At 56.8% G+C, this 14,668-nt stretch carries 12 protein-coding genes; 7 read left to right on the top strand and 5 right to left on the bottom strand.

Features of this window, described 5'->3' with window-relative positions:
- Positions 1-23: 23 nt before the first annotated feature.
- The 4 genes from ileS (at position 24) to ACR0BU_RS18680 (ending at position 5,891) form a co-directional block, all read left to right on the top strand.
- Complete coding sequence (gene ileS, locus ACR0BU_RS18695; protein ID WP_480738429.1) at positions 24-2,984, top strand: isoleucine--tRNA ligase; 2,961 nt, start codon at positions 24-26, stop codon at positions 2,982-2,984.
- A gap of 154 nt (positions 2,985-3,138) precedes the next feature.
- Positions 3,139-3,699 carry a GbsR/MarR family transcriptional regulator gene (locus ACR0BU_RS18690; RefSeq protein ID WP_480738427.1) on the top strand — a complete coding sequence of 187 codons (561 nt, stop codon included), beginning with the start codon at positions 3,139-3,141 and terminating at the stop codon, positions 3,697-3,699.
- A 65-nt stretch (positions 3,700-3,764) separates the two neighbouring features.
- The gene (locus tag ACR0BU_RS18685; RefSeq protein WP_480738426.1) at positions 3,765-4,406 is read left to right on the top strand and encodes a DUF4166 domain-containing protein; all 642 of its coding nucleotides are present in this window, start codon (positions 3,765-3,767) and stop codon (positions 4,404-4,406) included.
- A 9-nt stretch (positions 4,407-4,415) separates the two neighbouring features.
- Positions 4,416-5,891 carry a TIGR01777 family oxidoreductase gene (locus ACR0BU_RS18680; RefSeq protein WP_480738424.1) on the top strand — a complete coding sequence of 492 codons (1,476 nt, stop codon included), beginning with the start codon at positions 4,416-4,418 and terminating at the stop codon, positions 5,889-5,891.
- 103 nt (positions 5,892-5,994) lie between these two features.
- Here ACR0BU_RS18680 and ACR0BU_RS18675 read toward each other — a convergent pair whose 3' ends face one another.
- On the bottom strand, positions 5,995-7,947 hold the full coding sequence (locus ACR0BU_RS18675) for a hypothetical protein (protein ID WP_480738422.1): 1,953 nt from the start codon (positions 7,945-7,947) through the stop codon (positions 5,995-5,997).
- Between the two features lie 142 nt (positions 7,948-8,089).
- Here ACR0BU_RS18675 and ACR0BU_RS18670 point away from each other — a divergent pair, with 142 nt between their 5' ends.
- Together ACR0BU_RS18670 and ACR0BU_RS18665 are read left to right on the top strand one after the other, a co-directional pair.
- Complete coding sequence (locus ACR0BU_RS18670) at positions 8,090-8,545, top strand: methylated-DNA--[protein]-cysteine S-methyltransferase (protein ID WP_480738420.1); 456 nt, start codon at positions 8,090-8,092, stop codon at positions 8,543-8,545.
- 76 nt (positions 8,546-8,621) lie between these two features.
- The gene (locus ACR0BU_RS18665; protein ID WP_299082448.1) at positions 8,622-9,089 is read left to right on the top strand and encodes a hypothetical protein; all 468 of its coding nucleotides are present in this window, start codon (positions 8,622-8,624) and stop codon (positions 9,087-9,089) included.
- Between the two features lie 3 nt (positions 9,090-9,092).
- On the opposite strand, the gene ACR0BU_RS18660 is transcribed toward ACR0BU_RS18665, so the two are convergent.
- The 4 genes from ACR0BU_RS18660 to fsa form a co-directional block, all read right to left on the bottom strand.
- Positions 9,093-9,806: a CDP-alcohol phosphatidyltransferase family protein gene (locus tag ACR0BU_RS18660; RefSeq protein ID WP_298936638.1), complete on the bottom strand. Its 714-nt coding sequence runs from the start codon at positions 9,804-9,806 to the stop codon at positions 9,093-9,095.
- A 78-nt stretch (positions 9,807-9,884) separates the two neighbouring features.
- Positions 9,885-10,814 carry a tyrosine recombinase XerC gene (locus ACR0BU_RS18655; RefSeq protein ID WP_480738418.1) on the bottom strand — a complete coding sequence of 310 codons (930 nt, stop codon included), beginning with the start codon at positions 10,812-10,814 and terminating at the stop codon, positions 9,885-9,887.
- Positions 10,811-11,518 (bottom strand): DUF484 family protein, encoded by a 708-nt coding sequence (locus ACR0BU_RS18650; RefSeq protein WP_299890991.1) that lies wholly within the window; start codon positions 11,516-11,518, stop codon positions 10,811-10,813. The genes ACR0BU_RS18655 and ACR0BU_RS18650 overlap by 4 nt, the downstream gene beginning before the upstream one ends.
- 200 nt (positions 11,519-11,718) lie before the next feature.
- Positions 11,719-12,372 carry a fructose-6-phosphate aldolase gene (fsa, locus tag ACR0BU_RS18645; RefSeq protein WP_299890989.1) on the bottom strand — a complete coding sequence of 218 codons (654 nt, stop codon included), beginning with the start codon at positions 12,370-12,372 and terminating at the stop codon, positions 11,719-11,721.
- An 88-nt stretch (positions 12,373-12,460) separates the two neighbouring features.
- Here fsa and ACR0BU_RS18640 point away from each other — a divergent pair, with 88 nt between their 5' ends.
- Complete coding sequence (locus ACR0BU_RS18640; protein WP_480738416.1) at positions 12,461-14,656, top strand: primosomal protein N'; 2,196 nt, start codon at positions 12,461-12,463, stop codon at positions 14,654-14,656.
- Positions 14,657-14,668: the final 12 nt, after the last annotated feature.

Below are 14,668 nucleotides of genomic sequence, written 5' to 3'. Positions count from 1 at the left end.
AGATCATCCTGAGGACGCCCCCAATGTGCGCCGACACGCCCCAGACACCTGACTATAAAGACACGCTGAACCTGCCCAAAACCGATTTCCCCATGCGCGCCGGCCTGCCCAAGCGCGAGCCGAACTGGCTGGAGCGGTGGGAGAAGATCGGCGTCTATGACCGCCTGCGCGAGAAAGAGGGCCGTAAGCCCTTCACACTGCATGACGGCCCACCCTATGCCAACGGTCATCTGCATATCGGTCACGCGCTGAACAAGACCATCAAAGACATGATTGTACGCAGCCATCAGATGATGGGTCACGATGCGCGCTATGTGCCGGGCTGGGATTGCCACGGTCTTCCGATCGAATGGAAGATCGAAGAGCAGTACCGCAAGAAGGGTAAGAACAAGGATGAGGTGAGCATCGTCGACTTCCGTCAGGAATGCCGCAAGTTCGCCGAGGGCTGGATCGATATCCAGCGCGAGGAGTTCAAGCGTCTGGGCATCACCGGCAACTGGCCCGATCCCTATATCACGATGGACTATCACGCCGAGGCCGTGATCGCCGATGAGTTCATGAAGTTCCTGATGAACGGTACGCTTTATCAGGGCTCGAAACCCGTTATGTGGTCGCCGATCGAGAAGACGGCTCTGGCAGAGGCCGAGGTTGAATACCACGACAAGGAAAGCTTCACCATCTGGGTGAAATTCAAGGTGCTGCTGAACGAAACCACGCCGCCGGTCACTGGCGAGGTGGGGCAGGTGCAGCCGCTGAGCGATCTTGACGGGTCTTGCGTTGTGATCTGGACCACGACGCCCTGGACCATGCCATCCAACAAGGCGGTGGTTTATGGGAAGGATATTTCGTACGGCTTGTACGAAGTCACCGACGCGCCGGACGAGTGCTGGGCAAGTGCAGGCGACAGGTTTCTGCTTGCTGATAATCTGGCTGCTGACGTGCTGGGTCGCGCGCGCCTGAACGACGATCAGTGGACCCGTGTCCGTGGCGTTACCGCAGATGAGTTGGCGAGCGTCAGCTTGACCCACCCATTGGTCGGTGCCGAAGGTGGCAACGGCGAATGGGACGACATCCGCGATTTCCGCGCGGCTGAGTTTGTGACCGACACCGAGGGCACCGGCTTCGTTCACTGCGCGCCTTCGCATGGTATGGAAGAATTCGAGCTGTACCGCGATCTGGGCATGCTGGAACAGGTCATCACCTATAACGTGATGGATGACGGCTCATTCCGTGCCGATCTGCCATTCTTTGGCGGCAAATACATCCTGTCCCGCAAAGGTGGCGAAGGTGACGCAAACAAGGCGGTCATCGACAAGCTGGTCGAGGTTGGCGGGCTGCTTGCGCGTGGCAAGATCAAGCACAGCTATCCCCATTCGTGGCGCTCGAAAGCTCCGATCATCTATCGCAACACGCCACAGTGGTTTGCATCCGTTGACCGCAAACTGGATGACGGTATGAGCGAGATGGGCGACACCATCCGCGAACGCGCGCTGCGCTCGATCGACGAGTTGGTGAAATGGACTCCTAAGACAGGCCGTAATCGTCTGTACTCCATGATCGAAGCCCGCCCGGATTGGGTTCTGTCGCGCCAGCGCGCCTGGGGTGTGCCGCTGACCTGTTTCACCAAGAAAGGCGCTCTGCCGACTGATCCCGACTTCTTGCTGCGTGACCCAGCAGTGAATGCGCGCGTCAAAGAGGCTTTTGAACAGGATGGCGCCGATTGCTGGTACGTTGAGGGCGCCAAGGAACGGTTCCTAGGCAATGATTACAATCCAGACGATTGGAACCAAGTTTTTGACGTTCTGGACGTGTGGTTCGATTCCGGTTCGACCCACGCCTTCGTTTTGCGCGACCGTGAGGACGGGGCCGAAGACGGCATCGCCGACGTCTATATGGAAGGCACTGACCAGCACCGTGGTTGGTTCCATTCGTCCATGCTGCAGGCCTGCGGCACCAAAGGTCGTGCGCCGTATCGCAACGTGGTGACCCACGGCTTCACGCTGGACGCTAAGGGCAACAAGATGTCCAAATCTCTGGGCAACACCATCGTGCCGGAAGAGGTCATCAAGCAATACGGAGCTGACATCCTGCGCCTGTGGGTGGCCCAGACCGATTACACCGCCGACCAGCGGATCGGGCCGGAGATTCTGAAAGGCACCGCCGACAGCTATCGCCGGTTGCGCAACACCATGCGGTTTATGCTGGGCTCGTTGGCTGACTTCACCGAAGCCGATCGCGTCGAACCCAAGGATATGCCGCGTCTGGAGCGCTGGGTGCTTAGCCGTTTGGCTGATCTGGATGAGCAGGTGCGCAAAGGCTATGCGTCCTTCGATTTCCAGGGCGTCTTCAGCGCGGTCTTCACGTTTGCGACTGTCGATTTGTCGTCCTTCTACTTCGACGTCCGGAAGGATGCGTTGTACTGCGACGGTGACAACCTGCGCCGACGCGCGGCGCGCACCGTTCTGGACATCCTGTTTCACCGCCTGACCACATGGCTGGCGCCAGTTCTGGTCTTCACCATGGAAGAGGTTTGGTTGGAGCGCTTCCCGGGTAACGACAGCTCGGTCCATCTGGTGGACTTCCCCGATACTCCGGCTGATTGGCGCAATTCCGAGCTTGAGGCTGGCATGGCCAAGATCCGTCTTGTGCGTCGCGCGGTCACCGCTGCGTTGGAAGTTCAGCGTCAGGACAAGGTGATTGGGTCCAGCCTTGAGGCAGCACCGATTGTGCATGTCGATGACGAGGAAACGCGCGCCTTGCTGGCCACCTTTGACGTGGATGACATGTGCATCACGTCTGGCTTGACCGTGACAGGTGATCCGGCCCCTGCCGAAGCGTTCCGGGTGCCGGAAATCGAAGGCGTGGGCGTTGTGTTCGAAAAAGCCCAGGGCGACAAATGCCAGCGCTGCTGGAAAATTCTGCCTGATGTGGGGCGTCACACTCATGACGGTGTCTGCGGGCGTTGCGACGAAGCATTGAGCTGAGCTTTTCATTCCCGCTTTTATGTAGCCAACTAAAACAGAAGCTTGCCGGGAAACACCGGCAAGCTTTTTTGTTTGCTCCGTCTTATTCGGACATTTGCGCGCAGTCGGATCAGACGATCTTGACTTTGGTTTGTTGACATCTAATTTTTCTGTTATGACAGAAACAAGTGAAATATCTAGCGGCTCGGCCAAATCCAAGTTTATCCTTTATTGGGGCGATATGGGCAGCCAGTGGGGCGTGAACCGTTCCGTGGCGCAGGTACATGCGCTTTTGTATCTTAGCGAAACGCCACTTAATGCCGAGCAGATCTCTGATGAATTGGGGATCGCACGCTCGAACGTCTCGAACTCGCTGAAAGAGCTTGTCGGCTGGCGGCTGATCCATCGTGTGCCGGTTGCAGGTGATCGCAGAGAGCACTTTGAGGCCGAAACTGATGTGTGGGAAATGGCCTTGTTGATCGCCAAAGGGCGCAAAGAGCGTGAAATTGACCCGGCGATGCGGGCGATAGATGTCTGCGTCAACCAAGCAGCAGATGAACCAAATCTGCACCCGGTTGTCTTGGATCGGATGCGAAGCATGCAGGACTTTCTGAATACGGCGGACCATTGGTCGGCACAAATGCTGCGGGTCCCTAAGACGAAGCTCTCGATGCTGATGAAAATGGGCGACAAAATACTCTCACTTCTTCAGGTTGGCAGCAAAAAGAACGAGTAGGATTTTTTTTGAGCAACAATTTCTCTTAATACAGAAATCACTGACAAATCAGCAGGAGATGGCAAATGAAGCAATCTCAGATGCCCACCGATTTAGAGATCATCAGAGACAGCCGCTTCCGTGGCCTCGTCGGCGCGCACTCCTGGAACGCCTTGCCAAAACCGGTGCGTAAGCGCTTTGGGCATCGCCTGACCGGTGGGGCAAGCGTGGTCTATCAGGGAAAGGTAACTGCCATGCGCATGTCTTTGATCGGTCGTGTTCTCGCCCATCTGGCCCGGTTGGTTGGAGGGCCATTGCCGTATGACGCGTCCTGCCTCGATCAGCCTGCCGTTGTCGCCGTGACCGAGGATTGCGCCGGCAGCGGCCAGTTCTGGATACGCCAATATGGGCGCGCGGCGGGTTTTCCGCAGGTGATACACAGCTCAAAGAGATTTTCCGGGCCGACAGGTGTTGAAGAATACATCGGCCGTGGGATCGGCATCGCGTTGCGTGTCCGCACAGATCACAGGGGCATCTACTTTGAAAGCGATCACTACTTTCTGAAACTTGGACGCGTGAAGGTCAGGCTTCCATCCTGGCTCCAACCCGGGTCCTTGACCATTGCGCATCAGGATCTTGGTAATGCGCGGTTTCTCTTCTCATTGACCCTTAGCAGCAACCTGTTTGGCGAATTGATCCAGCAGGATGCACTGTTTCACGACACATAGGAGTTTCTCATGGACAACCCTATCCTTTGGACGCTGATCTTGGTTCAGGTGCTTATGGGGGCGTTTGATACGCTTGTTCACCATGAAGGCACTGAGCGGTTGGCGTGGCGCGCGTCACAAAAGACCGAGCTGCGCCTGCATGGTGTGCGCAATTTCTTTTACGCCGTGATTTTCTTTTGCATTGCCTGGTTCGAGCCACACGGCGCTTTCACATTCGCTCTTGCGGTGATCCTGATCGCTGAAGTGATCATAACACTTTGGGATTTTGTCGAAGAAGATATGACCCGAAAACTGCCCGGCAGCGAACGCATTAACCACACGCTTCTCGCGCTGAATTATGGTGCGATTCTGGCCTTGGCTGCCCCGTACTTGTGGGCCTGGTCGTTTTTGCCCACGGCGTTGATTCCAGTGACCTACGGCTGGTGGAGTGTCATGGCCACCGCCTCGGCCCTTGGGGTCGGACTGTTCAGCGCGCGTGACTTATTGGCATCGGCCCGAAGTGACCGATTGAAGCGCATTGAACCCGCTGAACTGATCGCCGATCTTGCGCCGCGCCAAAGCATCCTGATTACGGGTGGTACGGGTTTCATTGGGCAACGGTTGGTGAGCGCGCTGGTCGCGGGCGGGCATTTTGTAACGGTGGTCACTCGGGACCCACGCAATGCCGATGATCTGCTCGATCCCGTTCGTGTCATCACCAGCCTTGATCAGGTTCACAGTAAGGATTGCTTTGATGCCATCGTCAATCTGGCGGGCGAACCCGTTGCAAACTGGATTTGGACGCAGAAAAAAAGAACGAGAATAGTTGAGTCCCGGGTCGAGACTACCAAAGCGCTAGAGGCGTTGATCCAGCGGTTGGAGCACAAACCAGAGTGCTTGATCAACGGTTCCGCCGTCGGTTGGTACGGGTTGCGCGGCGATGAGGAACTGTCCGAAACATCAAGCCCTGCACCTGCATTTGTGCATGATGTTTGCGACGCATGGGAAGGGTCCGCCAATAAAATCAAGGCACTGGGCGTGCGTGTTGTTGTTTTGCGCATCGGGCTTGTTCTGGGGGTCGAAGGGGGGATGTTGTCGAGGTTGCTGACCCCCTTTGAATTCGGCGGAGGAGCGGCTCTGGGCAATGGACAGCAATGGATGTCGTGGATTGAACTTGACGATTTGGTGCGTATTGTTGCCTTCGCGCTGTCGCAAAAAGACCTTTCAGGCCCGGTCAACGCGACCGCACCCTTTCCTGTTCGAAACAAGGCGTTCACGCAGGCGCTTGCCACGGCCTTGCACCGCCCGGCCATCTTTCGGTTTCCGGCCGGTGTGCTGACGATCCTATTGGGAGAAATGGGGCGGGAAACCATGCTAAGCGGTCAACGTGTCTTGCCAACTTTGTTGCAGCGAAATGGCTTTGTCTTCAAGCATCCAAAGCTGCCTGACGCGCTGCGTGAGATCACGGGTGCCATGCCTCAGCGATCAAGGTCTGCCGCGCATTGAAACAACAAGATCAAAGGAAACGAGGCAGCCCTGGCAGAGTGCCAAGGCTGCCCAACGAACTGACAATCAAGCGGAGTTCAGGCCGTGTTCCCTCTAAGCAAAACTAGTCGTGAGATTTGGGGTGGAACAGGTCAAATCCGATATCGTCCCCCGACAGAATTTTCCAGACCTGATAGTCGGTAAAATACCCGGTGTGACCGCCGGGTTGAACCGGAAAGTTCCTCGCGTCATCAATCAAGCCGCCCTCAATCCGGGTTCCGACGAAATCATCCTGTCGGAAGATGTTGAACCAGGCAGCGTTCAGTTGTCCCGGATCAACTGTGAACATTTCAGGAAAATACCGCTGATAGATATGGGTGACCGGAGAGCCCATCGTAATCAGTGTAACCGGTCGACCATCAATGCGTCGCTGGACTCGTTTGTCCGCTAGCATCTGGGTGGCGATCACCGTTCCCTGGGAATGCGAAACCACCGTAATATGATCCGCTGGAAAGACATCTAACGCGTAGAACAACGCACGATAAAACCGATTATCGATGGCAGTGCGATCTGGGTAGTTGTTGTACCTTGCTTTCAGATCGCCACTCAACAGGCACTTGTCGCGGATGGCGTAGGTCACGATATCTCGGGCGACCCCCAAACCGGCGGCAACAAAACCCGAATACCGGTACAGCAGAGCGGTTGACCCAAGCACTGCAATGCCAATCATGCCTTGAAGACCCATCAGATCGTTCAGAGTATTGCCAAGGATATTGCATTCGACGAGTTCTGTTGTGTCAGACGCAGTCGTGCAAAGAGGGTCATCTTCTCGGATGAAAATACTAAGCCCTCTGTACGTCACAATCGACAAAGTGGCGGTGGCCAAAAGAAACACCCATTGGGCAGACCTGTTCACGATGGCACGGCTCAGCACCTCGGGCTTGTGGTGCAGGTTGTGTTTGCCAAGGTGGCGACCAGCATAAACTAACCCGCCGACCAGCGCGAGGACAACAATGGCGGCAAACGCAACGCTGAGGGTTTCGATGGCGTCACGAAGGTGAGTGTCGAACAGTGAATTCAGCTGACTTTCCGACAGGACGGGAACAGTTTTAACCACTTCGTCAAAGGTCAGCCAAAGCCCGGATATGAAGAACATCCAAAAGACCAGCATAGCCGCACAGGTGCTTGGGTATATCCGACGGTGTTCAGAAGTAAGTTGGTCGGTTATCTCAGTCTTTTCCATCGACGTTAGATACATAAGGGCCGTCAAGACAATCAGTGTGGCCCAGCATCCTGCCAGGGCAAACACCTGAAGGCTTACAAACTGTTCCAGCGCCGATCCTGTTTCGAGACTCCAAAATCCGGCCCCAAGAGGGCCACTCAAAAGGGCGACAAACAGCAGTCCTCCGACCAGGGCCATACCCCGCCAGAACACCCGCCTGAGGTAAGTTGGCGCAGAGTTCGATCTGCGCAATCCGATCCCGGCTCCCCCGCCGTAGAGCAGCAGTAGCAGCAAGAACAAAGCGTTCGATCTGTCCACATATGTCTCGGGGATCAGGTCGACTAGAACCACACCCGCACCGATCAGCAGGTAGGCGTTCAATGTCGCGACGGCACCGAAGAAAATCCACGTGAACAGATGGACCACTCTGGCCGCATGCGTTTCACGCCCCTTCGCATTGGACGGATCAACGTCCGACCGCCTATGGGTTTGTTCAACATTATCCATGGCCAGATACCCAAGGGCCAGCACCACCCAGATAAGATCGAGTACGGTTTTGATAGCGCCCTTTGGTGCTGGGGAGCGATCTGCCCAGAAAACTTCTGCAAACAAAGCTTCATCTTCTGTGACGTTGGGTTTCGCCACCTTTCGAAGGTGAACTTTGAATAGTTTGGCGTTGCGGTCGGATCCGTCGAACGTGCTCTCGGCCAGCTCAATCATTTCGCGCTCGACCGTGATTGGTGGTCTGGCTTTGCCGTCAAGCCAGGTTGTGGCCGCGCCCACGACCTGATCCACGGTTTCACCAGGTTTTTGTTCACCGATTCCATGAACCGTCAGGACCAGATGTCGACCCACTTCCCCCTCCTAATTTCTTTAATCAATATGAACAGATTAACACGAGTAGGGCGAATTCCCAAAGAACCTGAGAAAAGGCTTACTTGCAGCGGCGGAAGTTTCCCCGCTTGCGTCAGGCCTGCCGATCTGAAAACCTGAACGCATGGCGATGATCGAAGTAGAAACCCAGTTTGGACGGCTTGGCGTGGAAGACACCGACGGCGCCATCACACGCCTTGTCTGGAATGGGCGGACGGATGGTGAACCCACGCCCTTGTTGCAGGAAGCGGCGAGGCAGTTGAAGGCTTACGATGCAGGGCAGCTGGATCAATTTGACCTGCCTTACCACGTTGCCGGTTCTCAGTTTCAGCGGCAGGTTTGCGATCTCATGTTTGCTATTCCGCTGGGTGAGACGCGCACCTATGGTGACATCGCCAATGAGCTTGGCCAACCCGCGCAGCCGGTTGGTCAAGCCTGCGGTGCAAACCCCATTCCGGTTATTATTCCATGCCATCGTGTGCTTGCGGCTAATAGTCTTGGTGGCTTTTCTGGCGATGGCGGTATTGAGACCAAAGTGGCCCTGTTGCGCCACGAACGTGCCGCCGGTCTGTTGATCTGATCTGTGAAAATCAGTTGCAATCGCCCAACCTCGGACACAACTTATATCAGAAGCTGAATTTGAAGGACCAGAGTGCATGACGACCGAAACAGACCGCGCAGCCCGCAAGAAGGCCGTTATCGACCGGCTGATGTCACTGGAAGCACAGGAATTGGCAACGGCGCAGGCACATTACGATGCCTATCTGAAGGATGCTCAGCTGGACGACCGAGAAGTTCACGACAAAGACGACATAGTGGCGTCGCGTGAAAATGCTGATCTGGCAGCGGCCTTTGACGCCCCGGTTCACGCGCATCACGCCAAGATTGACGTGATCGAGAACACCGATTTTAGCCTGACGGATACGGTGCAGCCGGGTGCAGTCATCAAGTTCAACAACCGGCGGTTTGTTGTGTGCGTCTCGACCACTCGGTTCGATGTGGATGGTGGAACCTATATGGGGATTTCAACGCAAAGCCCGATCTATCTGGCGATGGTCGGGCTGAAGCAAGGGGATGTTTTCACCCACAACGGAGTCGAATTCGAGGTGGAGGAAATCCTGTAGCCCCTATAAGTCACCAGGCATTTGGGCGTTGCGTGGTGGAACTATCATCTGCGCGATGCCCGCAAAAACCAGATACAGGCTGGTGACAACCAGTCCCCAATGCGCCCAGCTTTCAGGGTGAAAATCGACCCATGCAGCCCATCCCGCAAAGAAGGTCCAGGCAAATGCCATGGGTAAAGTTAGGTTGCGCCAGCGTTCTGTGCGCACCGGGTGGACGAATTTGAGCGGCAAAAACATTGAAATTGACAGCAAGGTCACCAGCACAAGGATGATCCAGAAATTCGGCTCTAGCGCAAAAATCACGATGACGAACATGTTCCAACAGCCCGGAAAACCGGAAAAGGAATTGTCCTTGGTTTTCATGCGGGTGTCAGCAAAATACATCGCGCTTGCAAAGGTGATTACGATAATCGCGAACCAGCCTGTCCAACCATCCATAAGCCCGGATTTGAACAGGGCGAAGGCCGGAATAAACACATATGTCAGGTAGTCGATGATCAGATCGAGAAGAACACCGTCAAACTCGGGCGCGTTTTTTTTGACATGATAGTGTCGTGCCAACGGGCCATCGATGCCATCCACAATGAAGGAAACCACCAGCCAAAGATACATCAGGCTCCACTTTTCTTCGACGGCGGCCAGCATGGCCAGCATCGCAAAAACGGCACCGGTGGCAGTGAAAAGATGAACGGATAGCGCTTTGAATCTCAGTGTCATCAGGACGTCATGTACGAAGCGCGCCATAGATGCAAAGCAAAAAAGCCCTGAAAACTCATTTGTGGATACCCTCTTGGGTTAGATGTTTCGGGCCTTCGGATGGGCGCTGTTGTAGACTTCCATCAAGCGCGCGGTGTCGACGGCGGTGTATGTCTGAGTCGTGGACAAAGATGCATGGCCCAGCAATTCCTGAATGGCCCGCAAATCGCCCCCGGCAGACAAGAGATGGGTGGCAAAGCTGTGTCGCATGGCATGAGGTGTCGCAGTTGACGGCAAGCCAAGTTGCATCCGTGCCTTCTCCATCACGCCCTGAATGGCGCGAGGGTTCAACGGCCCACCGCGAACGCCGCGAAACAAGGCCGCCTTGGGTGACGGCGGGTGCGGGCACAGTTCGACATAGCGATCTACGGCGTCGCGGGCGGCAGGAATGACCGGAACGATCCGCTCTTTGTCGCCTTTACCCACAATGCGCAGTGTCGCGGGCAAGGGTGCATCCGCGCCTGTCAGCGAGAGTGCCTCGGAGATGCGTAGCCCGCAGCCATAAAGTAGGGTCACAACCGCGGCGTCCCGAGCAGCCACCCAATCTGATTTCGATTGCAATTCAACTGTATCGATCATGGCGCGTGCCGCGTCTTCGGCCAAAGGACGCGGCAGCTTCTTGGTAAATTTCGGCGCCCGGGTCGACAAAACGGCGGTCGGTTCAAACCCCTCACGCTCTGCCAACCAGCGATAGAAGCTTTTGACTGCCGAAAGCTTGCGCGCCAGAGACCGAGCACCGACGCCGGAACCACGTTGATCCGCCATCCAGGCGCGCATGTCCGAGATCGTGATACGCTCCAAAGCCGCCAATCCCTGACGAGCGCTATGATGCAGGGTCATGAAAGACAGAAAGTCGGTGACATCGCCGCGATATGCGGTCTGCGTGCTTTCAGATCGTCCTGCCAGTGCCCCCAAGCCGTCAAGCCAATGCTGCAGCGCATCGCGGCAGGCTGGGGAGATCAGGCTCACGACAGCCAGTGGCGCATCGAGCGTTCGAATACGCCAGCAAAGAAGGTCAGAAGATCGGTGCCCAGCTGAGGCGTGAAATGACGCGGGTCTTTTGCGCCCATTGCGATCATGCCTGGCAAGCGGCCTTCGCCAAGGTTCAGTTTCAGGCAGGCCTCGGACTGCAACCGTCCGGATTGCGTGCCGTAAACCATTGGATTAGCTTGGTGAATTTCGCGCATGATGACGTCTCGGGCTGGTCCGCCGCGATCAAAACTGAGGTATCTGTCGACAAAACCAGGCTCGGTCACAGTCAGAACACCGCCCAACCTGTCGATGGCCGGATCATTTTGTACGACTGTTGTTTCCAGCACTACCGTAATGTGATCCACCCGCAGAATCTCGGCCACATCGTTGCCGAGGGCACGCAGGAAATCCTCGAACTCCACCGGTTCAAGCAGGCGCAGGATCGCGCGGTGTATCTGGTTGGTGCCCGCCAGGTTTTCATAAGCGGCGGCGATGACCGAACGGTGCGTGTCCTCCAGACGGTCCAGCCGAGTCTCGAGCCGTTGCATAGCAATCCCGCGCAGGTCGATGACATTGTCTCCGCGTGCGCGCTCGTTTGCGGCGACCAGCGCCTGCATCAGATCCTTGTCATCCAACACCACATCTGGTTCAGCCAGAATCGCCGCGCGGAGGTTATCCTCGAGTTTGGGATTGCTGCTCATGTCCTGTCCGGTCTTTTTTTGTTGTGCGGCTTATAACACGGGTTGACAGAATTGCTTGGCAAAAAAAGAGCGCGACGATGTATTTCGTCGCGCACTGTGTTTTTAGGGAAGCTCCCGCCTGTCACGTCCTGATCAAAGATCAGACCGTGACAGTTGGGCCGGGCGCGTCGCCTGCCGGCGCCGCGCGTCAGCGCTTTGGATTAGAGGATTTTCTGACCGGTTTTGGCCCAATCTGCCAGGAAGGTTTCAAGCCCTTTGTCGGTCAGCGGATGATCAGCCAGTTTTTTGATTACGGCGGGCGGTGCGGTGATCACGTCGGCACCGATGCGCGCGCTGTCGGTCACGTGGTTCACTGTGCGGATTGATGCGGCCAGGATTTCGGTTTCGAACCCGAAATTGTCATAGATCTGGCGGATATCAGCAATCAGATCCATGCCATCCACGTTGATATCGTCCAAACGCCCGATGAAAGGAGAGATGAAGGTTGCGCCAGCCTTGGCCGCCAGCAGCGCCTGATTGGCAGAGAAACAGAGCGTCACGTTGACCATCTGACCTTCGTCGGTCAGTGCCTTGCAGGTTTTCAGGCCCGCCCAGGTCAACGGAACTTTCACAGCGATATTCGGCGCGATCTTGGCCAGCTTGCGGCCTTCGGCGATCATGGCGTCTGCTTCAGTTGCGACAACCTCGGCCGAAACTGGGCCTTCTACGAGATCGCAGATTTCCTTGGTCACTTCCAGAATGTCACGACCCGATTTCAGGATCAGCGAGGGATTGGTGGTCACGCCGTCCACCATGCCCAGATCGTTCAGTTCAGCGATTGCATCTATCTCGGCGGTGTCTACGAAGAATTTCATGCGGGCAGTCCTTTGATGGGTTGGCCTTGGTCGCGGATGGCTTTACCTCAAAGAGACCCATGCTGGAACCCCCTGCGAAGGATATGCCGTGAGCGCTAACGGATTTTTCGACCAAGGAGAGCTGGTTTCGGTGCTGACAACGCAGCCACTGGACCGAACGCTGGATTACAAAGCACCCGAGGGCGGGTGCTTTCAGGGTGCGTTCGTCGAAGTGCCGCTTGGACCGCGCAAGGTTCTTGGCGTGGTTTGGGGCCCGGGGCGCGGTGGCTTTGATCTTAGCAAAGCCCGGTCGATAATCCGCGTGCTTGAGGTCGCGCCGATGCGCGAAGAAATGCGCCTGTTTCTTGGTAAGGTTGCTGACTACACCCTTACGCCGATGCCCGCGATGTTACGACTGGCGACGCGTGCCCCGGGGTTGGGTGATCCGCCGTCGATGCGCAAGATTTACCGGCTGGGAAGTGGTGAACCCGATCGGATGACTGACGCGCGAACCCGTGTACTGGAGGTGTTGCGCGACTATGGCGGGCTGGCATTTACGCTCAAAGAACTGGCTGAGCAAGCGGGTGTGACGTCGTCGGTTGTCAAAGGGCTGGTCAAGCTGGGGGCAGTACGGGAAGAGGACAGCCCGCGGGATTTGCCATATCCGCATCTCGACCCGGAATTGCCGGGCAAAGAGCTGTCGGAAGATCAGGCCCGCGCAGTAGCGACCCTGCAGACCGGTTTGCGCACCCGAGATTATGGCACCACCTTGCTGAAGGGCGTCACCGGATCCGGCAAAACTGAGGTGTATCTGGAAGCTGTGGCCGAGACACTGCGGATGGGACGTCAGGCATTGGTTCTGTTGCCCGAGATTGCCCTAACTGCCGAATTTCTGACCCGTGTAGAAGCCCGGTTTGGCGCGCGACCGGCGGAATGGCATTCGGGTGCAACGATGACCGAACGTCGAAGGGTCTGGCGTATGGTCGGGCAGGGCGATGCGCAGATGGTGATCGGCGCCCGGTCGGCCCTTTTCTTGCCCTTTCGCAACCTCGGGCTTGTTGTGGTCGATGAGGAACATGACACGTCGTACAAACAAGAGGACGGTGTTCATTACAGCGCTCGTGACATGGCGGTGTTGCGCGCGGCGATCTGCGGTGCAAGGGTGATCCTTGCCAGTGCCACGCCCTCTTTGGAAAGCTGGGCCAATGCCGAGGCGGACAAATACGATCGGCTGGATCTGACCTCGCGCTTTGGCGCTGCGGTTCTGCCAAAGATGAAGCCTATCGACATGCGCGCCGAACAGATGCAGCCGGGAACGTGGATCTCACCATCTCTGCGACAGGCGGTGCTGCAGCGGATCGAGAGATCTGAGCAGTCCCTGCTGTTCATCAACCGCCGTGGCTACGCCCCCGTGACTTTGTGCCGGGCTTGTGGCGAACAGATCGCGTGCGATCACTGCGACGCCCGAATGGTCGAGCACCGGTTTCTGAAACGCCTGATGTGCCACCAATGCGGCGAGACCAAGCCAATGCCCGAGGCCTGCCCGTCCTGTGGTGTGGAAGGGAAGATGGCGCCGGTCGGACCGGGGATTGAGCGGTTGGCCGAAGAAGCCGAGGCAACGTTCCCAGACGCCAAGATTGCAATGCTCAGTTCCGATCTGTTTGGATCGGCACGGGCGTTGAAGGCCAAGATCGAAGAGATTGCCCAGGGCGACGCAGATATCATCATCGGTACTCAGTTGGTGGCCAAGGGGCATAATTTTCCGAAACTGACCCTTGTTGGTGTGATTGACGCTGATCTCAGCCTGCATGGGGCCGATTTGCGCGCAGCAGAGCGGACATTTCAGTTGATGAGGCAAGTGTCGGGGCGTGCCGGACGAGCGGACAAGCCGGGACTGGCGCTGTTGCAAACCTTCCAGCCCGAACATCCCGTGATCCGCGCGATCCTATCGGGGGATGAGGAAGGGTTCTGGGCCGCCGAAGCTGCTGGTCGTCAGGCAGCAGGCGTGCCGCCTTACGGCCGAATGGCCGGAATAGTGCTGTCAGGGCCAGAGGTCGGACCGGTGTTTGATATCGGCAATGCGATGGCCCGCAACGATGCGCCGCTTCGTGATATCGGCGCGCAGGTCTTTGGTCCGGCCCCAGCCCCGATCGCCCGTATCCGCGGGCGCCATCGCGTGCGCTTGCTGGTCAAAGCGCCGAAAGGCGCACCCATTCAGGATGCGATTGCAAAGTGGATCGCTCCGCTCCGCTTGAAAGGGGATATTCGACTGACGGTCGATATTGATCCACAGAATTTCTACTGACCTCTGCACCAG

Source organism: Ruegeria sp. CK2 (genome assembly GCF_056536585.1).
The sequence above is the reverse complement of the archived record's forward strand: the minus strand, read 5'-3'. Positions and strand labels throughout refer to the sequence as shown.